The following is a 20,333-nucleotide window of genomic DNA, read 5'->3' as shown; positions in this document are numbered from 1 at the left end:
CGTGCCGCGGCCCGTCATCGGGCCCTTCATACCTTGAGGTGCTAGGCTCCCACTGACACTCAACACCTAGAGGAACGAGGTAACAAGATGCGCGTGTCGAAGGACCTTGTGGCCGCCTCCGCGACCCCGATTGTGCTGGGGGTGCTCAGCACCGGCGAGGACTACGGCTACTCGCTCCTGCGCCGCATCACGGAGGCCTCCGGCGGCACACTGGAGTGGAGCGAGGGGATGCTCTATCCCCTCCTCCACCGCCTCGAGCGCCAGGGGCTCATCGCCTCCCGCTGGGGCGAGGCCCCCGAGGGCGGCCGACGCCGGAAGTACTACGCGATCACCGAGCTCGGCCGCGCGGAACTCGCCGGCCAGGCCTCCCAGTGGCGGGCCGTCGTCGACACGTTGGAGAGCCTCCTCCCCGGCACCCGGACGTCGGCCGCATTCCAGGCGCCTGCCGTCGCCTCCGCACCCGGCCCCCGGGAGGCGCGATGATCGACCGGACCGGCAGCACCCACGCCACCGACCCCCTGCCTCCCGAGGTCGCCGGCCAGATCGCCGAGTGGCGCTCTCTCATGTCCGCCCGACCCGGGGTCGCCCCCGAGGACGTCGACGAACTCGAGGACCATCTCGTCTCCCAGATGCGCGACCTCCGCTCCGCCGGCCTGTCCCCCGAGGAGGCCCTGCTCATCGCCCTGCGGCGGCTCGGCGCGCAGGACGCCGTCGCCCGCGAGTTCGGCGCCGTCCACTCCGAGCGCCTGTGGCGCCAGCTCGGCACTGCCGGCAGCACACCTCCGATCGGCGAGGCCGACGCCACCGGTCGGCGCGACCGCGCGCAGGCCGAGCCCGCGACCCGGCCCGCGCGGTGGGATCTACTGTCCGCCCTGGGACTCGGACTGCTCGCCGGCCTGGCTGTGCGCCTGCCGTACTCCGTCCTGGGAGAACCGGCCTTCGACGGCTTCTACCTGCGCAACATCGCCTTCCTCGTCCTTCCCTTCCTTGCCGCCCATTTCCTGATTCGCCGCCGCCTCCAGCAGGTGGCAGGCGAGCCGGCGGGGCCGGCGCTGCTGGCCGCCGTGTTCGCTGTCAGCGCCGTCCTCGTCAACCTGTATCCCGGGGACGCCACGGGCCAGACGCTGTGGCTGAGCGCCCTGCACCTGCCCATCGCGCTGTGCGTGGCCACGGGCATCGCCTATCTGGGGCCGCGCTGGCGGACGCTGGAGGCATGGATGGACTGGGTGCGCTTCCTGGGCGAAGCCATCGTGTACTACGTCCTCATCGCGTTGGTCGGAGCCGCGCTGGTCGGCATCGTGTCGGGGATCTTCACGGCCATCGACACGCCCGCCGACCTGGTCGCGCAGGTCATGGGCTGGGTCGTCCCCGTCTGCGCCGCCGCCGCGGTGCTGGTGTGCGCCTGGCTGGTCGAGCGCAAGAAGTCCGTCATCGAGAACATGGCGCCCGTGCTCACCGCCGTGTTCACCCCGCTGCTCACCGTGGCGCTGGCGGTGTTCCTGGTCGCCGCGGCCCTCACCGGGAACCCCGTCGACCTGGATCGCGACGTGCTGATCTGGTTCGACGCGGTCCTCGTCGCGGTGACCGCGATCGTGCTGTTCACCGTGTCCGCCCGGACGCCGTCGACCCCTGGCACCCGTCCGCGGGCGCTGGACTGGATGCAGCTGGCGCTCATCGTCGCCGCGATCGCGGTGGACCTCCTCATGCTGTGGGCCATGGCCGGGCGTCTGCTCGAATGGGGAGCGAGCCCCAACAAGCTCGCCGGCCTCGGGTGCAACATCCTCCTGCTGGCCCATCTGGCCGGGTCCGCCTGGTTCTACGGGCTGATCTGCACGGGCGGCGGGCCGGGGTCGCCACGGGCCGAGCTGTCGCTCCAGCGCTGGCAGTCACTCGCCCTGCCCGCCTTCGGCGTGTGGGCGGGGGCGGTCGCTCTGGCGTTCCCTCCGGCGTTCGGCTGGATCTAGGGCGCCTCCCCCGACGGGATCCCTCAGTCGATGCAGGTGAGACCGTCCTCCGGGACGTCTCCGTCGACCAGGTAGCCCTCGACCGCCTGGGCCACGCACGCCGAGCCCGCCTTCGAGTAGGCCGTGTGGTCCCAGCCGTCCCAGGTGACGAGGACGGCGTCGGTGAGCTCATCTGCCAGGTTCTGCGCCATGACGTAGGGCGTCGCCGGATCGTGGGTGGTGCCCACCACGACGATCGTCGGGGCGCCGTCGGCGGTGATCGCCGCGCGCTGGGCATGCCGGCCGATCGGCCAGGCGTCGAGCCCCGCGGAGGAGTACCCGGCGAACTCACCGAGGATCGGCAGCTCGGCCTGCAGCTGGGCGGCGTCGGCCGCCCACTCCTCGACCGTTCCCACCGGCTCATAGTCCAAGGCGTTGATGGCGATCAGCGCGTCCGTCCCGTTGGAGGCGTACGTGCCGTCGTCGTTGCGGTCGTTCATGTAGTCCGCCAGGTACAGCAGGATCGACCCGTCCCCGCTTCCCATCGCCTGCTCCATGCCCTGGGTGAGCGCCGAGTACGTCTGCGTCGAGTACATCATCCCGATCATCGCGGTGAGCGCCAGCGACTGCGTGAGCGGCCGGTCGGCGTCCTGCGTGGGCAGCGGCGAGTCCGCCAGGCCGTCGAGGAACTGTTTGACCTGCGCGGCGCCGTCGTCGGCCGACCCGGTCAACGGGCAGCCGGAGGCAGCCTGGCAGTCCTCGATCCAGTGGGTGAGCGACGCCTCGAAACCACGCATCTGCAGGTCGGAGATCTGGTTGACGTCCATCGCGGGGTCCAGGGCCCCGTCCAGGACCATGCGCCCGACGCGGTCGGGGAACAACCCCGCATACGTCGCCCCCAGGAACGTGCCGTAGGAGTAGCCGAGATAGGTGAAGGTCGTCTCCCCCAGCACGGCCCGCGCCATGTCGAAGTCCTTGGCGGCCGAGACGGTGTCGATGTGCGCGGCCAGATCGCCGGCGTTGTCCAGGCAGCCCTGACCGATCTTCTTCATCAGGGCCTCCGCCTGCGCGACGATGTCAGCGGGGTCGGCGGAGGCCTCCGAGGTGTCGGAGTCATTGGCGTTGTAGTCGTCGCGCTCCTGGTCCGTCATGCACACGACGGGGGTGGAGGCTCCGACGCCGCGGGGGTCCAGGCCCACCAGGTCATAGTTGTCAACCAACTCTTCGCCGAGGTTGTCCTCCACGAGGTAGCTCAGCGACTTCACCGAGGCGCCGCCCGGGCCGCCGAGGTTGTAGAAGAGCGCGCCCTTGGAGTCCTTCCCCGCCAGGTGCCTCGCGATGCGCAGCATGATGGTCTCCCCCGACGGGTCGTCCCAGTCCAGGGGCGCGGCCATCGTGGCGCACTGGTAGTCCGAGAGGTCGCTGGGCGCGTCCGCGCCCTCGGTGGTGACCTCCTCGGCGGAGCAGGTCTGCCAGTCGAGTTGCTGGCCATAGAAGCCCTCGATCGTGCCGTCGACGGAGGGCGCCGAGCCGGTCCCCGACTGCGCGGACTGGCCGCCCCCCGGGGACAGGGTTGCGACCGGAGGGATGTTCCCCGCCGACGTCCCGCATGCGGCGGCGAGCGCGGCGGTCGCCGCGAGCGCCGCCGCCACCGCCCCCCGGATCCGGACATCGGGTCGAGGACGGGAGCGTGCGGCCGAGCGCGGGGTCATGCCCTCAGGGTAACGAGGACGGCCCCGCCCCGCCGAACCGGCCCGTCCCGGCGAGCCCGAACGCGCCCGGCCCGAGGCTCCCGGCCTGCCCGCCCGCGAACGTGAAGCCGGGCTCCACCCGTAATAGACTGGGCGGTAGATTCAAGGAACGCCGTCGACGCCGCACCAGGGAGGCCCCATGCCCGATCGACGCGCCACCCCGGCCTCGCCCATCGGCCGGCCGGCAGCGAGACAGGAGACCCTCGACCGCATCTCGGAGGGATCGCTCTACACCGAGACCGAGGCCTCCTTCCAGGCGCCCGAGCGCCGCGCCGACCTGATCTTCGCCTACAACCAGACGCCGCCGGACCAGAGCAGCCGGCGCGAGGCCCTGCTCCGCCGGATCTTCGCCTCCGTCGGGGAGAGGCCCCTCCTCAACACCCCGTTCAGCGCCGCCTTCGGCAGCCGGACCTACATCGGGGACGACTTCTACGGCAATGCGAACATCTCCTTCGTCGACGACGTCGACATCCGGATCGGCGACGGCGTGATGATCGCACCGAACGTCACCCTGACGACGACCGGACACCCGATCCACCCGTCGCTGCGCGAGGACTTCCGCCGCTTCTCCCTGCCGATCGTCCTCGAGGACCGCGTCTGGATCGGCGCCAACGCCGTGATCCTGCCCGGCGTGCGCATCGGGTACGGCTCCGTGGTCGGCGCCGGAGCCGTGGTGAGCCGCGACATCCCGCCGATGGTCGTGGCGGTCGGCACCCCGGCCCGCGTCCTCCGCCCGATCACGGAGGCGGACCTGGAGGAGCGTGGCGGCCTCCGGCATTGACGATCGGGCAGCGGCCGGCGCCCTGGTCGCCGGACCGGCCTCGGCGGAGCCGGGATTGAGGACCGTCAGGCCTGGGGGCGCAGGGCGATCGTCATCGCCTCCATGGCCAGCAGGGGCTGGACATTGGCGACCAGCCGGTGGCGCGCCTCCTCGATGGCCTCGACCCGCTCCATCGTCTGCTCCGGCGTGGAATCGGCCGCGATATCGCTGACCAGGTCCGAGAGGTCCTCGTTCACCAGCGCCTGACCGGTCCCCAACTGGACCAGCAGCACGTCGCGATACAACGCCAGCAGGTCCAGCAGCGCCCGGTCCAGCGCATCGACCATCGCGCGTTTCGAACGCCGCTTCTGGTCCTCCTCCAGCTGATGGACGGCACCGCGCGACTGGGGCGTCGACCGATCGCCGTCAGTCATGCCCAACTGGCGCAGCAGCGCCGTGCGCTCGCGGGCATTGCGTTCAGTGGTGCGCGCCTCGGCCTGCGCCTTCGCCATGTCCACCAGGTCCTGGGCGGCGAGCGCCGCCTCGCCGACGCTGCGGACCTCGGCGGGGGCGCGCACGATGCGGCGACGCTGCTCGCGCAGCTCCGGATCCCGGGCCAGCGCCCGGGCCAGCCCGATGTGGGACTGTGCCGCGCGCGCCGATTCGAGGGCCGCCTGCGGTTCCACGCCGTCACGGCGCACCAGCAGGTCCGCGACCGCCTGGGCCGAGGGGATCCGCAGCCCCAGGTGGCGGCATCGCGAGCGGATCGTGGTGATCATGTCCTCGGGGCTGGGCGCGCACAGCAGCCACACCGTGCGCTCAGGCGGTTCCTCGATGGCCTTGAGCAGCACATTCGACGTCCGCTCCAGCATCCGGTCGGCGTCCTCGACGATCATGACGCGCCACCGGCCCGCCGAGGGCGCCACCTGGGCGCGCTGGACGAAGGCGCGGGCCTCGTCGATCCTGATCGTGGTCGCCTCCGTGGACACGACGAGCACGTCGGCGTTCGTCCGCGCCATCGTCGTCCGGCACCCGGGGCACCGTCCGCATCCGGGGGCCTCTCCCGTGCACTGCAGGGCCGCCGCGAAGGCGAGAGCCGCCACCGACCGGCCCGATCCCGGAGGGCCCGTGATGAGCCAGGCATGCGTCATGGCGCGGGCCGGCCCGGCTGCGCCGGCCCCGCGCAGGCTGCCGGAGGCCTCCGGGGAACCGAGGCCCCTGCCGGAGGCACCCGGGCCGTCGACGATCCGGCGAGCGGCCGCGGCGGCCTCCCGTAGGATGCGGACCGCGCCGTCCTGCCCCACCAGCTCGTCCCACACGCTCACAACAGCATGCCCTCGCCGGGGTCGCCCCACAGGGTCGCCTGGGACCCCAGCGGCGATGGCTCCTCGGAGGCCTCCGTCCCGACCGGGGAGACCCCGTCCCGATCGGTGCTGCGACGGGCGGCGGAAGCCGGGGACACCGGCGCGTCGGAGGCGGGGCCGTCGGGCACCGCGTCGTCGGAGGCGGAACCGCCGACGGAGAGGCCAGCCGGCTGGGCCGGCTCCGGTCCCCCGCCGGCCCGCTCCGGCTCGCCCGGCGCAATGGGGCCCGTCTCCTCGTCCAGGTCGACGCGGTGCCCGTAGAAGCGTTCCTCCAGCACCCCGCGGATCTCGGAGAAGACCTGGCCGGGGGTGCCCACCGCGTCGATGACGACGATCCGGTCCGGATCCTCCTCCGCGAGCTGCAGGTACTCATGGCGCACACGCTCGTGGAACTCGCCCGGCTCCCGCTCCAGGCGGTCCGGGTCCCCTGATCCGCGCCGTGCTCCGACCTCGGGCGGCAGGTCCAGCAGGAACGTCAGATCGGGCCGCAGGCCCTCGGTCGCCCATTCGGACAGTTTGAGGATCTCGCCCGTACCCAGGTCCCGCGCCGCTCCTTGGTAGGCGACGGAGGAGTCGATGTAGCGGTCGGAGAGCACCACCGCCCCGTCCTCGAGCGCCGGCCGCACGACCGTCGACACGTGATACGCGCGATCGGCGGCGTAGAGCAGGGCCTCCGTGCGCGCATCGACGTCCTCGGGACCGTGCTGGACGAGACGGCGGATCTCACCGCCCAGCTCCGTGCCGCCCGGCTCTCGGGTGAGGAGCACCCGCCGCCCGCGGTCCGTGAACCACTGTCCGACCCGCCGGATCTGCGTGGTCTTGCCCGAGCCGTCCCCACCTTCGAAGGTGATGAACAGGCCAGCCGATGCTGTCCCTTCGTCCGTCATGCCGTCATCCTCCCACGGTCCACCGGCATCTCCGGATCCCCTACCTCATTTCGGCGTCGAGCCCGCGCGGGCCGTCCCCCCGCCCTTCCCCTTCTTCGTCGACGTGCCCCTCTTCGACGAGGCCGTCCGGGACTTCGCGGTGGCCCGCCCGCCCGCCCGCTTCTTCGGGGCCGGGCCCTTCGCGCGTTTGTCGGCCAACAGCTCGAACGCCCGCTCCTCGGTGAGGCCCTCCACCGATTCCCCGCGCGGCACCGTGACATTGGTGACGCCGTCCGTGACATAGGGACCGAAACGCCCGTCCTTGACGACAACCTTCTTCTCCGAGACCGGATCCGCCCCGAACTCGCGCAGCGGCGGCTTCGCGGCTCCTCGGCCTCGGGTCTTCGGCTGCGCGTAGATCTCCAGGGCCTCCTCCAGCGTGAGGGTGAAGAGCTGGTCCTCCGAGGACAGGGACCGGGAGTCCGCGCCTTTCTTGAGATAGGGCCCGTAGCGCCCGTTCTGGGCGGTGATGACCTCGCCAGTGGCGGGATCGGCCCCGATCTCGCGCGGCAGGGACAACAGCCTGAGCGCGTCCTCCAAGGTGACGGTGGACAGGCTCATCGACTGGAACAGCGACGCGGTCCGCGGCTTCGGGCCGGACGCCGCCTTCCTGCGGCCCTTCCCCGTCCCCTCGTCCTCCGCGGGCGGCGCCGCCTCCGGCAGCACCTCCGTGACATAGGGGCCGTACCGCCCGTTCCTCGCGACGATGACATGGCCCGTCGAAGGATCGGCCCCCAGCTCCCGCCCGTCATCTGCCGCCATCGCGAACAGCTCGGCGATCTTCTCCGCGTCGAGCTCGTCGGGCGCCACGTCCTCGGGGACGTTCGCGCGCACCCCGTCCGCGTTCTCCAGATAGGGCCCGTAGCGTCCCATCCGCAGTGTCACGCCTCCGCCCAGGTCCATGGCGTTCACGGCGCGCGCGTCGATGTCGCCCAGGCTCTCGACCTGGTGGCGCAGGCCGTCGCGGTCGCCCCCGCCGTCCTCCCCCAGGTAGAACTGGGTGAGGAACTGGGTACCGTCCTCCTGGCCGGCGGCGATGCGATCCAGATCGGACTCCATCGACGCGGTGAAGTCGTAGTCGACCAAGTCGGAGAGATTCTCCTCCAGCAGCCGCGTCACCGAGAAGGCCAGCCATGTCGGCACGAGGTACTGCCCGCGGTGGACGACGTATCCGCGGTCCGAGATCGTCTGGATCGTCGCGGCGTAGGTCGAGGGGCGCCCGATGCCCAGCTCCTCCATGGTCTTGACCAGAGTCGCCTCCGTGTACCGGCCGGGAGGCTGCGTGAGATGCCCGTCCGCGTCGGCGTGGTCGACATCGCAGGGGTCGCCCTCGTGGACGTCGGGCAGCACCTTGTCCGAGCCGCCCTCCGCATCCGGCCCGGCCGCCCCGGCCTCGCCCTCGTACCGCGACTTGTCGCGCCCCTCCTGGTAGGCCAGCCGGAAACCCGGGCGCGTGATGACGGTGCCGGAGGCCGAGGAGATGACGTCATGGCGGCCTTGCTCGTCGCCCACGCCCGTGAGCACGCGGATCGTGGCCGTGTACCCGACGGCGTCGGCCATCTGGGAGGCCAGCGTGCGCTTCCAGATCAGGTCGTAGAGCGCAAGCTGCTGGCGACTCAGCGCGCCCGCGACCTGCTCGGGCGTCCGGAAGTGGTCACCGGCCGGGCGGATGGCCTCATGGGCCTCCTGGGCGCCCTTCGCCGTGGTCCCGTACACGCGCGGCTTGTCGGCGACGGCATCGGCCCCGTACAGGTCGCGGGCCTGGGATCGAGCTGCCTTCAGCGCCTGGTCGGACAGGGCCGTGGAATCGGTCCTCATGTAGGTGATGTACCCGGACTCGTACAGGCTCTGGGCGGTGCGCATCGTGGAGCTGGCGTTCCAGTGCAGCTTGCGGCTGGCCTCCTGCTGCAGGGTCGAGGTGGTGAACGGCGCCGCCGGGCGCCGCCGGTACGGCTTCTGCGTGACGGACTCGACCGAGGAGGCGCCGGGGGCCGCCGCCGAGGCGCCGAGCAGCTCCGCCAACCGGACGGCGGCGTCCTTGTCGAGGTGGACCGCCCCCGCCTTCCGCGCCTTGGCGGAGAGCTCACCCGATTCCGTGAAGTCCGACCCCACGGCCACGGGACGGCCGTCCACCTGGACGACGCGCGCGCTGAACGCGCCCGGCTCGGCGGCGACATGGGTGTCGATGGACCAGTACGAGGCCGCGACATGCGCCATCCGCTCGCGCTCCCGGTCCACGACCAGTCGCGTCGCCACGGACTGGACGCGCCCGGCGGACAGGGACGGGCGGATCTTGCGCCACAGCAGCGGCGAGACCTCGTAGCCGTACAACCGGTCGAGGATGCGGCGGGTCTCCTGCGCGTCGACCAGGTCCTCGTCGAGATCGCGCGTCGTCTCGAGCGCGCGCTGGATCGCCTCGCGCGTGATCTCGTGGAACACCATGCGCCGCACCGGCACCTTGGGCCGGAGCACCTCGAGGAGGTGCCAGGCGATGGCCTCCCCCTCGCGGTCCTCATCAGTGGCCAGGTAGAGCTCGTCGGCCTCCTTGAGAGCCCGCCTGAGCTCCGTGACGACCTTCTTCTTGTCCGGGTTCACCGTGTAGTACGGCTGGAACCCGTGCTCGACGTCCACCGCGAAACGCCCGTAGGGGCCCTTCTTGAGGTCTGTCGGGAGGTCCTTGGGCTGCGGCAGGTCGCGGATGTGGCCGATCGAGGCCTGCACCCGGTACTCAGGGCCCAGGTACCCCTCGATCGTGTGGGCCTTCGCCGGGGACTCGACGATAACCAGTTTCGACCCGCTCATGACCCTCCGCTCGCTCAACCACGGCGCCGACGACCGCACCGGACGACCGCACGACCGCACGCCGCGGTTCGGGCCGTCACTGGGGCACCCTACAACGTGGAACCGCCATCTCCGCCAGCCCCGCGCGCCCCTGTGGACGGAGTCACGTCCGTCCGGCCGGCGAACCGGATGAGGCGGTCAGTCCCCTGCGGGCGGTTGAGCTCCGAGGATCCAGAACGTCTCGTAGCCGAATCGGCGTGGCGCTTCCTCCCGGCCCCCGCCGTCCACCGCGTCGGCGGGGACGTCGGCGTCCTCCGGCTCCGGTGCCGCCGTCCGCTCCTCGAATTCGTCGATGAGGCCCCGGATCCTGCGGTGCAGCTCCCTCGCCTCCTCCCGCGTCAGGCGGAGCGCCGCCCGGGACCAGGACGCCGGCCAGGGGCGGTCGTCACCGGGCGGCGGCGGGGGCAGGGCGATCGCGCGCGACACGGACGCGACGAGGTTGCGCATCATCGCCGTCCCCTCCGCGGCGCCGGGCTGCGTCGTCATCTCGCGCCCCGCCGATGTCGCCCGCCAGGGGCGCTCGCGTCCGTCCGGCGAGACGACGCGCTCGACCATGCCGAGACGCGCGAGGTGGCGGAGGTGGTAGCTCATCGCCGAGGGCGTCGCGCCCGCGATCTGTGCCGCCTGCGTGGCCGTGAGCTCCCGGCCGGACCACAGGACCTCCAGCACGCGCCAGCGCGCCGGATGACCGATCGCGCGCATCCGTTCGAGTTCTCGCGGATCGGTGGCCATGGCACGAGCGTAGTTGCTCCCGCGAACTGTGAAGGACTACCTTCGCATTTCATGAAACAAATGCTTCAGATTTGGCGGAACGCCCGATGAGCGCACCCCGGCGCACCCCCGGTCCGCGCGGGTTCCGTGGGCCTCTGGCCGGCGCCTCCGGGCCGGCGGCGGAAGGACGGGACCCCGCCTGACGGGAGACGCCCCCAGCACCGTCCCAGCCTGTCGCCGGTTCCCGGGGACCGGTCAACCCGCCTCGACGATGTCCAGGATGCCCGCCCGGATGAGGTCACGCAGGGGGCCGTCCACCTGCCGGCGCAGCTCGCCCTCGTCCTGGTCGGTGAGCACGGCGATGGCCGTGAGGATCTGGCCGACGCTGAGTTCCCCGTCCGCGGCTCCGACCACGGCCGACTCGGCCGCCCCCACGGGGAAGGACCGTCCCAGGCCGGCTCCCTGATGCAGGATGAGGACGCGCGGGTCCGCCTCGCCGGGCGTGTAGTGCCTCTCCTCGGTGACGTCGACGGCGCGCCGCAGCCGGAGCCCGCCCAGGTCGCCGGGCAGCCGCAACGTCGCCAGCGCGCGGGCGACGTCCACCCCGCGCGGAGTGCGCCCGCCCAGTTCCTCCGTGTAGACCCGGATCCCCTGCCCGCCGGAACCGACGCGGCCTCCGGGGACGCCCTCGCCGGCGGAGCGGGGGCAGTCCGGGGCGCGACGGCGCAGGGCGATGAACCCCATGCCGATAGCCCCCACGCCAGCGGCCCGGAAGTCAGCGATCCAGTCGGCGTAGGCGCGTTCCCACCGGTCGCGCGGCGCGAGCGTGCCGCCGGAGTCGCGCAGCCACATCTCGACGTAGCGGGCCGGATCCAGGACGTCGCGCTGGACCGTCCAGGCGTCGACGGGCAGGCCGTCCAGCCAGTGGTCGACGCGCCGCCACCACTCCGCGTCCGGATCGGCTCCCGCCGGGATCTCCCAGTTCGCCAGCATCTGCATCGATCCGCCCTCGGAGAGGTGGCCGGGGGCGCCGCGGAGCAGGGCGGCGATGAGGCTGTCGCGGGGCATGCCGCCGTCGCGGTACTCCAGCAGGCCCCCCGGGCCGGCGGGGACGCCCCCGCCCGCCGCGTCCCGAAGGCCCTGGGAGCGCACGGAGTCCGGCGTGATGACGAAGGGCGGATTCGACACGATGAGGTCGAAGCGCTCGCCGGCCACCGGCTCGAACAACGATCCCCGGCGGACGTCCAGGTCCGCCCCGTTCAGGGCCGCATTGAAGCGGGTGATCCGGCAGGCCCGCTCCGACAGGTCGGTGGCGACGACCCGATCCGCCTGCTCGGCGAGGTACAGGGCCTGGACCCCGCACCCTGTCCCGATGTCCAGGGCGGAGCCGACGCAATCGCGGACCGTGAGCCCCAGCAGGGTGAGGGTGGCGCCCCCGATGCCCAGGACGTGGTCCGGATTCAAGGGACGGCCCGTCGTGGCCTCTCCCAGGTCCGAGGCGATCCACCATGACCGGGAGCCGGAGGGCAGGTCCGCTGCGTGGGGCCGCAGGTCGAACAGCGCCGTGACCAGCCCATCCTCCAGAGCAGCCAACCCCAGGGCCGCAAGCCCCCCTGATCCCGTGAGCGGCAGGGCGTCGTCGACGGCGTCTCGCTCCTCGGTGGAGCCCAGGACGAACAGCCGGGTGAGCAGGGCCGCGGGATCCGTGGCGACGGGATCCTCGCGGAGTTCGACGAGCGCCGGCATCCGCTGATCCCGCATCGTCGCCTCGCGCGCCATGGGGGACATCAGCCGGTCCACCCGCTCGACCGTCCACCGGGCCGCCGCGAGATCCTGGATCAAGGTCGCGATGAGATCCGGATCCAGGCGGGGAGGCTCGGGGGAGGGGGCTGCCGGTGTCTCTGCGCTCATGGCGCCAGCCTAGGGCGTGCGGACGAGGGAGGCGGTGGGGCCCTCGCCGGCGGGTCCAGGCCCGGACCGGGACGGGGCGCACCGAGGTTCCGCCCGTTCGCCGGCCCGTCCTTTACCACCACATCCCACCAGGCATCCGGGACCAAAGGGCGATAGCCTGGGCAACTGCACGCCCCTGCGGCGTGGCACTCGACACCGCATCCACGCGCCACATGAGAGGCAAGGACACGTCATGGCGATCTACACCCTTCCCGATCTCCCGTACGACTACTCCGCTCTGGAGCCCGCCATCTCGGGCGAGATCATGCAGTTGCACCACGACAAGCACCACGCGACCTACGTCGCGGGCGCCAACACCGCGCTCGAGAAGCTCGAGGCCGCACGCGACGCCGGCGACCTCGGCGCGATCAACCTGTTCGAGAAGAACCTCGCCTTCAACCTCGGCGGGCACATCAACCACTCGATCTTCTGGAAGAACCTCACCCCCGACGGCCAGGGGCGTCCCGACGGCGAGCTCGCCGCCGCCGTCGACGAGTTCTTCGGCTCCTTCGAGAAGTTCCAGGCGCAGTTCGCCGCCGCCGCCACCGGCCTGCAGGGCTCCGGATGGGCCGTGCTCGCCTGGGACACCGTGGCGAAGCGCCTCGTGACGTTCCAGCTCTACGACCAGCAGAACAACGTCCCCGTCGCGACGGTCCCCCTGCTGCAGCTCGACATGTGGGAGCACGCCTTCTATCTGCAGTACAAGAACGTCAAGGCCGACTACGTGAAGAACTGGTGGAGCGTCGCCAACTGGGCCGACGCCGCTGCCCGCTTCGAGGCCGCCCGCGCGAACTTCGGCGGTCTGGTGACCCTCTGAGCCCCGGCGCCCGCCGTCCCGGCCTTCGCCGACGGCGCGCGCTTCGACGAGGGCGTCCCTGCTGGTCGCCGTCCGTTCGCTGAGGACGGCCGCGGGGCGCCCTCGTCCCCTATCCTGGAGCCATGGCCCGGAAGACGAACTCCTCCACACGCCCTGCGCACCCCGTCCAACCGAGCCTGCCGGAACTGCCCGGCTCCGAGGCCGAGATCCTCGACCTCGTCGAGCCCGCCCCCGAGGACGACGCCGGCCTCATCGTCGACGCCGACGCGCCGGACCTGCCCGCCCGGTTCCGTGCGCGACGGGAGGAACTGGGCCTCACGCTGACGGCGATGGCGCAGCGCGCCGGCGTCTCCGACCAGACGTGGCGCAACTACGAGACCGGCCGGACGGCGCCGCGCGACGACAAGGCCCCGCGCATCTGGGCGGCGCTGGGGTGGAAGCTCGTCTGGCCGGACCCCTGGGAGGAGCTCCTCCGCCCCGACGAATGGGGCCGGCGCGGTCGCAGGCCCTCCTGGCTGGAGGATCCCGACGGGGACGTCGCCTCCTTCCTGGCGAACCCCGACGGCAGCATCAACGTCGACCGCGTACGGGAGTTCGCCGCCTCCACAGGCGTAGCGCAGGGGCTGCCCGACTGGGATCAAGAACCCGAGGCCTGGGAGAACTCGTACTCGCCGCTGCTCGCCGGCACCCTGGGCGTCGAGGCGGCACGGACCTTCGCGCTGGGCGCCGACCTGTTCCGCGACGCCGCACGGGAGAACGCCGAGGAGATGTCCGCGATGCCCCGCGGCACCCACCTGGGCCAGTTGGGGGACTCCATCGTCTTCGACTCGCTGCCCCGGCGCTGGGCGATGCACTACGACTATGACTTCCTCTACCGGCTCCTCACTCAGGCCGAGGCGCTGTGCGACCGGCTGGTGGTCCACCCCGTGGGCGCGGACGAGGCTCTGGTCCACTGCGTGGCCGACGCCCTCGTGCTCGACCGGATCCTGGGGATCGGCTCGATGATCGCCACGGCCCAGGGCCACGCCGTGGTCGACCGCAAGGACGGGTGGTACACGTCCCTCACCGGGAGCATCGACATCCTGGGCCCCCTCTTCGCGGCGAACATCCACCCCGGACCCGACGACATCTTCCATGTGGACCACTGGTTCGACCCCTTCGACCGCCCTTTCGTCCCCGACTGGGGCGCGGCCGCCCGCCCGAGCTCAGGAGCGGCACGCCGACGCGGGGGCGCCGCCTTCGGGGTGGGAACGGCCGGCGACGACCACCCGGGCGCCACGGTGACCGAGTTTCCGCGCAACCGCCGAAGCTGAAAGGCGAAGCGGATTCGGAGAACCGGGAGGGGGGTCAGCCGGCGAAGCCGTCGGTGGCGCGCACCAGCGCATCCGTGATGCCGGGCTCGCTCACGGAGTGGCCGGCGTCGGCGATCAGCTGGAGACGGGCCGCCGGCCAGGCGCGGTGCAGGTCCCAGGCGGTCGTCGCGGGGCAGCACATGTCGTAGCGGCCCTGGACGATGACGGCGGGGATGCCGGACAGCCGCTCGTCCGCGTCGGCGATGAGCTGCCCCTCGCGGAGCCAGCCGTGGTTCATGAAGTAGTGGTTCTCGATGCGCGCGAACGACAGGTCGTCCAGGAGCGACTCAGGCGTGGGTTCCTCCTCGGCCGCGGGATCGAGCAGCAGGTGGGTCGTGCGCGACTCCCACTGGCACCAGGCGCGGGCGGCCCGCAGACGCGCCTCCTCGTCGGGGCCGTTGAGCACGGCCCAGTAAGCCTCGATCATCCGTCCGCGCTGCTGCGGAGCGATCGGCGCGACGTAGTCCTCCCAGTAGTCGGGATAGGCGGCGCCCGCACCCCGCGGGCCGTCCTGGTAGAACCAGTCGAGCTCCGAGGCGCGCAGAGTGAAGATGCCGCGCAGGACCAGTTCGGTGACCCGTCCGGGGTGGGCCTGCGCGTAGGCGAGCGCCAGCGTCGACCCCCATGAGCCGCCGAAGACCTGCCAGGCCTCGATGCCCAGGTGCTCGCGGATGCGCTCGATGTCGGCGACCAGGTGCCAGGTCGTGTTGGCGCTCAGATCCGCGAAATCGCGTCCCGCCTGCGGCGTCGACCGTCCGGCGCCACGCTGGTCGAAGAGCACGATGCGGTAGCGCTCCGGGTCGAAGAGCCGGCGATGGTCGGGGACGCACCCTCCGCCCGGCCCGCCGTGGAGGAACACAGCCGGCCTGCCGTGGGGGTTGCCGCACTGCTCGACGTAGAGGCACTGGCCGTCGCCCACGTCCAGCATCTCGGTGGCGTAGGGCTCGAGGGACGGGTATAAGGTGCGCAGGTCGTTCGCCGAGGTCATGCGCCCAGCGTAGCGGGGCGCCGCACGGGCTACTGCCGCGAGCGCCCGCCCAGCCAGCCGTAGATGACGAGGACCAGCAACGATCCCAGGATCGCGAGGGCCCAGGTCCGGATGTTCCAGAAGCCCGCCAACCCGATGTCGAAGATCGCGCTGCCCAGCCATCCGCCCAGCGCCGCGCCGATGACGCCCACGACCAGCGAGCCGAACCAGCCGCCGGGCGCGCGGTCTTTGAGGATGCCCTTCGCGATCGTGCCCGCGATCAGGCCCAGGATGATCCAGCCGAGGAATCCCATGGGATTGTTCCCTTCGAACGGCCCGCCTCGCGACGGACGAAATCGTGATCGGACACTTCGACACTACAGGTCCCACGTCCGAACCGCGACCGGCGTCACAGACAGGCCCGCGCTCGTGCTACGGTCACCGTCATGCGGACAGGGAACCAGTGGTGGCGCGCCGGCTGACGGCGCCGATCCTCTGACCCTGCTCGCAGAACAGAAGCGCCGTCCCCCACCGGGAGGGCGCTCTTCTCATTCTCCGAGGCCGCTCTCCCCGCATCGAGGCAGACGGCGCTGCCGACCGACATCGACACCCACTTGGAGGAACCGGTCATGACCCTCAACCCCGCGGACGCCCAGGTCATCGAGAGCCCCACCACGCACATCCCGACCCACTGGTACAACGTCGTCGCCGACCTGCCCACGCCGCCCGCGCCGATGCTCAACCCCGCCACCCGCGAACCGGTCACCCCTGGTGAACTGGCCCCCCTGTTCGCCTCGGAGCTCGTGCGCCAGGAGCTCTCCACCGAGCGCTGGACCGAGATCCCCGCCCCGGTGCGCGAGGCCTACGCCACCTACCGCCCCACGCCCTTCATCCGGGCCCTGGGCCTCGAGCGCGCCGTGGGCACACGCTCGCGCATCTACCTCAAGTACGAGGGCGTCTCGCCGCTCGGCTCGCACAAGCTGAACTCCTCGCTGCCGCAGGCCTATTACAACAAGCTCGACGGGATCACGACACTCACCACCGAGACCGGGGCGGGGCAGTGGGGCGCGGCGCTCGCCTACGCGGGCGCCCTGTTCGGGCTCGACGTCGACGTCTACCAGGTGCGCGCCTCCTTCGACTCCAAGCCGTACCGCCGCTACCTCATGGAGACCTACGGCGCGACCGTGCACTCCAGCCCGAGCGAGCTCACCGAGTCCGGGCGCGCCATGCGCGAGAGGTTCCCCGACACGACCGGCTCCCTGGGCATGGCGATCAGCGAGGCCGTCGAGGTGGCCGCCAAGTCCGGCGGCTCGGCGCACTATGCGTTGGGCTCCGTCCTCAACCAGGTGATCCTGCATCAGAGCGTCATCGGCCAGGAGGCCGTCGACCAGCTCCGGCAGATGGAGCCGGAGGGCGCGGACGCGGTGTTCGGATGCGTGGGCGGCGGCTCGAACTTCGGGGGCCTGGCGTTCCCGATCCTCCGCGAGGTGCTGAGGGGTCGCTCCCACGCGAGGATCGTGGCCTGTGAGCCGACGGCCTGCCCCTCGATCACGAAGGGGGAGTTCCGCTATGACGCGGGCGACGTCGCCGGCATGACGCCGCTCATGCAGATGTACACGCTCGGCGTCGACTTCGTGCCCAGCCCGATCCATGCGGGCGGTCTGCGCTACCACGGCATGTCACCGCTGGTCAGCCATGTCGTGCACGAGGGCCTGATGAGCGCCACGGCCATCACCCAGACGGACGCCTTCGCGGCGGGCGTCCTCACCGCCCGTTCGCAGGGGATCCTGCCCGCACCCGAGTCGACGCACGCCATCGCCGCGGCGCTGGACTACGTGCGCGCGCAGGAGGAGCCCCGGGTCGTCGTCATCGGCGTCTCCGGCCACGGCCACCTGGACCTGCCCGCATACGCCTCCTACGTCCATGGGGAGCTGACCGATCTGGAGTGAGCGGGGGCGAGAGCGCCGCTCCGGGGGCTGCGCGCAGGTGGCGAGAACCGCCGACCGCGCAGCCCTCAGACTCCTCCCAGTCCGGATCCCGGTGCCGATGTTAGGCTACAGGCGCTGTCGGCCGGCGATCGATCGGCTCCCGCCGGGGACGGGCCCGCCGGCGGCCTTCGGGAGGAGGCAGGCTCCGCCATGTTCGGCATCGATGGACCGGAGTTCGTCATCATCCTGATCGTCGCCCTCGTCATCATGGGGCCGGAGCACGTCGTCGGCCTCCTCAAGGCGTTTCGGAACCTGGTCGACGGCGCGAAGCGGTGGAGCGCCCGCCTGCGCGCGGAGTCCACGGCCGACCTGTCGGGGGTGCTGCCCGCGAATCTGGACCTGCCCGACCTGGATCTCCGCCAGTACGATCCCCGAGCCATCGTCCGCCAGGCCGTCCATGAGGAGATGCACGCCTGGATGGAGCAGACCGCCCGCACCCCGGCTACCCCCACTGCGCGGCCGGAACCCCCTCGTCCCCCGGCGTTCCCGTCGGCGAGGGCGTCCCTGCCGGACCAGCCGGAGCCGGCTCCGGCGGATCGGGCAGCCTCTGCCCCCGCCGAGCCGCTGCCGCCTGACTTCCATCCACGGAGGACACCATGAAACCCATTCACTGGCTGATCGTGCTGATCGTGCTGCTCATCGTCTTCGGCGCCTCGAAGCTGCCCGATATCGCGCACTCGATCGGCAAGTCCGCGAAGGTCCTCAAGGAGGATCTCAAGGACCTGCAGGACGATCCCCCCGCCGGAACGCCGAGCGCGCCCCAGGCGCCGCAGGGCGGGCTCCCCCCCGTCGCCTACGGCCAGCAGCCGGGATACCCCCAGGCCGCCCCCCAGCCGGGCGCGGCTCAGGCGGGTCCGGGCGCCACACCGGCAGGGACAGGGACGCCCTCGTCCCCGTCCGGCACCGACGCGGGCCAGGCACCCGATGACGACGCCCAGGGGCCCGCGGTTCAGCCCGACACCCCCCGCAACTGGCAGTGAGGCCGACTCCCCGAGCCAACCCCGAGGGGCGGATGAGCGTCCTCGACCACCTGCGCGAGCTGCGCAAGCGGTTGCTCTGGACGCTTCCGGGTGTCCTTGCGGGCGTGGTGGCCGGGTGGCTCCTCTATGACCCGATGCTCGGCTACTTCGGGCGGATGCTCTCCGCGGTCGGGGACACCGCCCCGCAGCTGAACTTCCAGACCATCGGCGGGGCGCTGGACCTCAAGTTCAGCGTCGCCGTCTGGCTGGGTCTCATCCTGTCCAGCCCCTGGTGGATCCTCCAGATCGTCCTCTTCATCGGCCCGGGGCTTCGCCACCGGGAGAAGCTCTTCGTCGCCTCCTTCGGCCTGTCGGGCGTCGCGCTCTTCCTGGCCGGCGCCTACGTCGGCACCCTCGCCATCCCCCAGGCCGTCGAGGCGCTGATGTCCTTCGTCCCCGACCAGGCGGCCGTGCTGCTGCGCGCCGACGGGTTCATCAGCTTCTGCACGAAGCTCATCATGGCGTTCGGGCTGTCCTTCCTCACCCCCGAGATCCTCGTCGGGCTCAACTTCGCCGGGCTCCTCTCGGGGCAGGCGATGCTCAAGGGATGGAGGATCGCCGTCATCGTCAGCTTCGTCTTCGCCGCGATCGTCAACCCCGTTCCCAATCCGATCCCCATGATCATCCAGGCACTCGCCATCGTCGCCCTGTATTTCCTGGCAGTGGGGATCTCGGCGCTCCACGACCGGCGTCGCGCGCGGAGGACGCCCACATGACCATCGCATGCGGGACGGGAATCATCATGAGAGCGCCTCCCGGCCAGAAGCGCGCTCGACAGGGCACGAGACACCGAGCGCTCCTCTTCCCCCGCATCCAGGCCGGAGAAGGAGCGCTCGACGCTGTCCCACGCGCTGATCGCTCCCGTTTCCGCCGAATGGCCATTCGGCCGATGCCGCCGCCACGTCGCCACCGGGGACGCCCCGGAACAGCGAGAGGCCCCCGGACCGTTGGGATCCCAACGACTCGGGGGCCTTCCCTGTGGCGGTAGCGCTGGGATTCGAACCCAGGGTGGCTGTGACACCACACAGCATTTCGAGTGCTGCACCTTCGGCCGCTCGGACACACTACCTCGGCGCCCCACATTACAGGAGGCCCCTCCGGGGGCGCCAATCCTGCCGCGCGCCCTCCGCCAGGTGTTGCGCACCCCACCCGGAGGGCCGAGCATGGTCGCACCCGCCGCCGCGCGGCCGCCGCTCCGCCCGAGCGGCCCATAGGACGACGGACCAAGAGGAGACACCATGAGCACACCGGGATCGGGCGCAGGAGCGCCCTCGCCGCACGGGCATGAGCCGGGCCAGCCCGCCGTGAACCTGGCCGGCTGCCCCGTCACCCTGTTGAACGGCGAGCGCACGACCTTCGGCGCGATCGCCGGGGATCGCGCCGTCCTGGTGGTCAACGTCGCATCCCGGTGCGGGCTGGCCCCGCAGTACGAGCAGCTGGAGGCGCTCCAGAGAACCTACGGGCCCCGCGGGTTCACCGTCATCGGCTTCCCGTCGAACCAGTTCCTCCAGGAGCTGGGGAGCGAGGAGAAGATCGGGCAGTACTGCTCGGCCACATGGGGCGTGACCTTCCCGATGTCCGCGCGCATCCGCGTGGGCGGCAGGAACGCGGACCCGATCTACCGGGAGCTGACCCGCTTCCCCAAACAGGAGAACGGCAAGGCCGGGCGCATCACGTGGAACTTCGAGAAGTTCGTCATCTCTCCCGACGGCCACGTCACCCGCTTCAGCCCGACCACGCGGCCCGACGCCCCGGAGGTCATCGCCGCCATCGAGGCCGCGCTGCCGGAGTGAGCCCGAGCCCCCTCCCTTCATCACCGGCGCCAGCGGAAGGAGGCGTCCGTCGCCTTCGCGCCGGCCCCGACGACGCGCCCCGCGCCGTCGGGGTTTCCCCCGAATGTTCCCGGACTGTCACCTGATGGTGCCCGGAGCGCGATGGGGGCCC

18 protein-coding genes and 1 tRNA gene are annotated in these 20,333 nt (G+C 71.7%); 10 read left to right on the top strand and 9 right to left on the bottom strand.

The genetic code is table 11. From position 1 onward, the window contains the following. Nucleotides 1-87 precede the first annotated feature (87 nt). Nucleotides 88-483, top strand: coding sequence for a PadR family transcriptional regulator (locus tag ACFQWG_RS12550; RefSeq protein ID WP_380975815.1), 396 nt, complete (start codon nt 88-90; stop codon nt 481-483). Next, nucleotides 480-1,964: a permease prefix domain 1-containing protein gene (locus tag ACFQWG_RS12545; protein WP_380975813.1), complete on the top strand. Its 1,485-nt coding sequence runs from the start codon at nt 480-482 to the stop codon at nt 1,962-1,964. Before ACFQWG_RS12550 ends, ACFQWG_RS12545 begins: the two co-directional genes overlap by 4 nt. 23 nt (nt 1,965-1,987) lie before the next feature. Here ACFQWG_RS12545 and ACFQWG_RS12540 read toward each other — a convergent pair whose 3' ends face one another. Further along, complete coding sequence (locus tag ACFQWG_RS12540; protein ID WP_380975809.1) at nt 1,988-3,655, bottom strand: alpha/beta fold hydrolase; 1,668 nt, start codon at nt 3,653-3,655, stop codon at nt 1,988-1,990. A 178-nt stretch (nt 3,656-3,833) separates the two neighbouring features. Here ACFQWG_RS12540 and ACFQWG_RS12535 point away from each other — a divergent pair, with 178 nt between their 5' ends. Beyond that, complete coding sequence (locus ACFQWG_RS12535) at nt 3,834-4,475, top strand: sugar O-acetyltransferase (RefSeq protein WP_380975807.1); 642 nt, start codon at nt 3,834-3,836, stop codon at nt 4,473-4,475. A gap of 65 nt (nt 4,476-4,540) precedes the next feature. On the opposite strand, the gene ACFQWG_RS12530 is transcribed toward ACFQWG_RS12535, so the two are convergent. The 5 genes from ACFQWG_RS12530 to ACFQWG_RS12510 all read right to left on the bottom strand — a co-directional run bounded on the left by ACFQWG_RS12530 (nt 4,541) and on the right by ACFQWG_RS12510 (nt 12,207). Continuing rightward, nucleotides 4,541-5,779 carry a DNA polymerase III subunit delta' gene (locus ACFQWG_RS12530; protein WP_380975806.1) on the bottom strand — a complete coding sequence of 413 codons (1,239 nt, stop codon included), beginning with the start codon at nt 5,777-5,779 and terminating at the stop codon, nt 4,541-4,543. Next, nucleotides 5,776-6,705, bottom strand: a complete 930-nt coding sequence (gene tmk, locus ACFQWG_RS12525) for a dTMP kinase (protein ID WP_380975804.1) — start codon at nt 6,703-6,705, stop codon at nt 5,776-5,778. The genes ACFQWG_RS12530 and tmk overlap by 4 nt, the downstream gene beginning before the upstream one ends. Before the next feature lie 45 nt (nt 6,706-6,750). Next, nucleotides 6,751-9,546 (bottom strand): type I DNA topoisomerase, encoded by a 2,796-nt coding sequence (gene topA, locus ACFQWG_RS12520; protein WP_380975803.1) that lies wholly within the window; start codon nt 9,544-9,546, stop codon nt 6,751-6,753. 177 nt (nt 9,547-9,723) lie between these two features. Continuing rightward, nucleotides 9,724-10,317: an ArsR/SmtB family transcription factor gene (locus ACFQWG_RS12515; RefSeq protein ID WP_380975800.1), complete on the bottom strand. Its 594-nt coding sequence runs from the start codon at nt 10,315-10,317 to the stop codon at nt 9,724-9,726. A gap of 234 nt (nt 10,318-10,551) precedes the next feature. Continuing rightward, the gene (locus ACFQWG_RS12510) at nt 10,552-12,207 is read right to left on the bottom strand and encodes a DUF7059 domain-containing protein (protein ID WP_380975798.1); all 1,656 of its coding nucleotides are present in this window, start codon (nt 12,205-12,207) and stop codon (nt 10,552-10,554) included. A gap of 232 nt (nt 12,208-12,439) precedes the next feature. On the opposite strand from ACFQWG_RS12510, the gene ACFQWG_RS12505 reads away from it, so the two are divergent. Continuing rightward, the gene (locus ACFQWG_RS12505) at nt 12,440-13,063 is read left to right on the top strand and encodes a superoxide dismutase (RefSeq protein ID WP_291500684.1); all 624 of its coding nucleotides are present in this window, start codon (nt 12,440-12,442) and stop codon (nt 13,061-13,063) included. A 122-nt stretch (nt 13,064-13,185) separates the two neighbouring features. Further along, entirely contained in the window at nt 13,186-14,376 is a 1,191-nt protein-coding gene (locus ACFQWG_RS12500; RefSeq protein ID WP_380975796.1) for a helix-turn-helix transcriptional regulator, read from the top strand. Nucleotides 14,377-14,410: 34 nt separating this feature from the next. On the opposite strand, the gene pip is transcribed toward ACFQWG_RS12500, so the two are convergent. Together pip and ACFQWG_RS12490 are read right to left on the bottom strand one after the other, a co-directional pair. Then, nucleotides 14,411-15,403, bottom strand: a complete 993-nt coding sequence (gene pip / locus ACFQWG_RS12495; RefSeq protein WP_380975794.1) for a prolyl aminopeptidase — start codon at nt 15,401-15,403, stop codon at nt 14,411-14,413. Between the two features lie 29 nt (nt 15,404-15,432). Beyond that, a complete protein-coding gene (locus ACFQWG_RS12490) occupies nt 15,433-15,696 on the bottom strand; it encodes a GlsB/YeaQ/YmgE family stress response membrane protein (protein WP_291498325.1) in 264 nt (87 codons plus the stop codon). A gap of 315 nt (nt 15,697-16,011) precedes the next feature. On the opposite strand from ACFQWG_RS12490, the gene ACFQWG_RS12485 reads away from it, so the two are divergent. The 4 genes from ACFQWG_RS12485 (at nt 16,012) to tatC (ending at nt 19,105) form a co-directional block, all read left to right on the top strand. Continuing rightward, a complete protein-coding gene (locus tag ACFQWG_RS12485; RefSeq protein ID WP_380975792.1) occupies nt 16,012-17,331 on the top strand; it encodes a TrpB-like pyridoxal phosphate-dependent enzyme in 1,320 nt (439 codons plus the stop codon). 189 nt (nt 17,332-17,520) lie between these two features. Beyond that, on the top strand, nt 17,521-17,970 hold the full coding sequence (locus tag ACFQWG_RS12480) for a hypothetical protein (RefSeq protein ID WP_380975790.1): 450 nt from the start codon (nt 17,521-17,523) through the stop codon (nt 17,968-17,970). Then, nucleotides 17,967-18,350 carry a twin-arginine translocase TatA/TatE family subunit gene (locus ACFQWG_RS12475; protein ID WP_380975788.1) on the top strand — a complete coding sequence of 128 codons (384 nt, stop codon included), beginning with the start codon at nt 17,967-17,969 and terminating at the stop codon, nt 18,348-18,350. The genes ACFQWG_RS12480 and ACFQWG_RS12475 overlap by 4 nt, the downstream gene beginning before the upstream one ends. A gap of 32 nt (nt 18,351-18,382) precedes the next feature. Beyond that, on the top strand, nt 18,383-19,105 hold the full coding sequence (gene tatC / locus ACFQWG_RS12470; RefSeq protein WP_380975786.1) for a twin-arginine translocase subunit TatC: 723 nt from the start codon (nt 18,383-18,385) through the stop codon (nt 19,103-19,105). 263 nt (nt 19,106-19,368) lie between these two features. On the opposite strand, the gene ACFQWG_RS12465 is transcribed toward tatC, so the two are convergent. Further along, nucleotides 19,369-19,458 (bottom strand) — tRNA-Ser (locus ACFQWG_RS12465). A gap of 169 nt (nt 19,459-19,627) precedes the next feature. Here ACFQWG_RS12465 and ACFQWG_RS12460 point away from each other — a divergent pair. Continuing rightward, on the top strand, nt 19,628-20,182 hold the full coding sequence (locus tag ACFQWG_RS12460) for a glutathione peroxidase (RefSeq protein ID WP_380975785.1): 555 nt from the start codon (nt 19,628-19,630) through the stop codon (nt 20,180-20,182). The last annotated feature ends 151 nt before the right edge of the window (nt 20,183-20,333 follow it).

Source organism: Schaalia naturae (assembly GCF_042665795.1).
Lineage (GTDB): Bacteria > Actinomycetota > Actinomycetes > Actinomycetales > Actinomycetaceae > Pauljensenia > Pauljensenia naturae.
The sequence above is the reverse complement of the archived record's forward strand: the minus strand, read 5'-3'. Positions and strand labels throughout refer to the sequence as shown.

What these genes read in the sequence shown, in the direction of transcription:
- ACFQWG_RS12480 (WP_380975790.1), top strand. Translation starts at nt 17,521, where the DNA reads ATGTTCGGCATCGATGGACCGGAGTTCGTCATCATCCTGATCGTCGCC.
- ACFQWG_RS12460 (WP_380975785.1), top strand. Translation starts at nt 19,628, where the DNA reads ATGAGCACACCGGGATCGGGCGCAGGAGCGCCCTCGCCGCACGGGCAT.
- pip (WP_380975794.1), bottom strand. Translation starts at nt 15,403, where the DNA reads ATGACCTCGGCGAACGACCTGCGCACCTTATACCCGTCCCTCGAGCCC.
- ACFQWG_RS12515 (WP_380975800.1), bottom strand. Translation starts at nt 10,317, where the DNA reads ATGGCCACCGATCCGCGAGAACTCGAACGGATGCGCGCGATCGGTCAT.
- ACFQWG_RS12540 (WP_380975809.1), bottom strand. Translation starts at nt 3,655, where the DNA reads ATGACCCCGCGCTCGGCCGCACGCTCCCGTCCTCGACCCGATGTCCGG.
- tatC (WP_380975786.1), top strand. Translation starts at nt 18,383, where the DNA reads ATGAGCGTCCTCGACCACCTGCGCGAGCTGCGCAAGCGGTTGCTCTGG.
- ACFQWG_RS12545 (WP_380975813.1), top strand. Translation starts at nt 480, where the DNA reads ATGATCGACCGGACCGGCAGCACCCACGCCACCGACCCCCTGCCTCCC.
- topA (WP_380975803.1), bottom strand. Translation starts at nt 9,546, where the DNA reads ATGAGCGGGTCGAAACTGGTTATCGTCGAGTCCCCGGCGAAGGCCCAC.
- ACFQWG_RS12550 (WP_380975815.1), top strand. Translation starts at nt 88, where the DNA reads ATGCGCGTGTCGAAGGACCTTGTGGCCGCCTCCGCGACCCCGATTGTG.
- ACFQWG_RS12500 (WP_380975796.1), top strand. Translation starts at nt 13,186, where the DNA reads ATGGCCCGGAAGACGAACTCCTCCACACGCCCTGCGCACCCCGTCCAA.
- ACFQWG_RS12475 (WP_380975788.1), top strand. Translation starts at nt 17,967, where the DNA reads ATGAAACCCATTCACTGGCTGATCGTGCTGATCGTGCTGCTCATCGTC.
- ACFQWG_RS12510 (WP_380975798.1), bottom strand. Translation starts at nt 12,207, where the DNA reads ATGAGCGCAGAGACACCGGCAGCCCCCTCCCCCGAGCCTCCCCGCCTG.
- ACFQWG_RS12535 (WP_380975807.1), top strand. Translation starts at nt 3,834, where the DNA reads ATGCCCGATCGACGCGCCACCCCGGCCTCGCCCATCGGCCGGCCGGCA.
- ACFQWG_RS12485 (WP_380975792.1), top strand. Translation starts at nt 16,012, where the DNA reads ATGACCCTCAACCCCGCGGACGCCCAGGTCATCGAGAGCCCCACCACG.
- tmk (WP_380975804.1), bottom strand. Translation starts at nt 6,705, where the DNA reads ATGACGGACGAAGGGACAGCATCGGCTGGCCTGTTCATCACCTTCGAA.
- ACFQWG_RS12490 (WP_291498325.1), bottom strand. Translation starts at nt 15,696, where the DNA reads ATGGGATTCCTCGGCTGGATCATCCTGGGCCTGATCGCGGGCACGATC.
- ACFQWG_RS12505 (WP_291500684.1), top strand. Translation starts at nt 12,440, where the DNA reads ATGGCGATCTACACCCTTCCCGATCTCCCGTACGACTACTCCGCTCTG.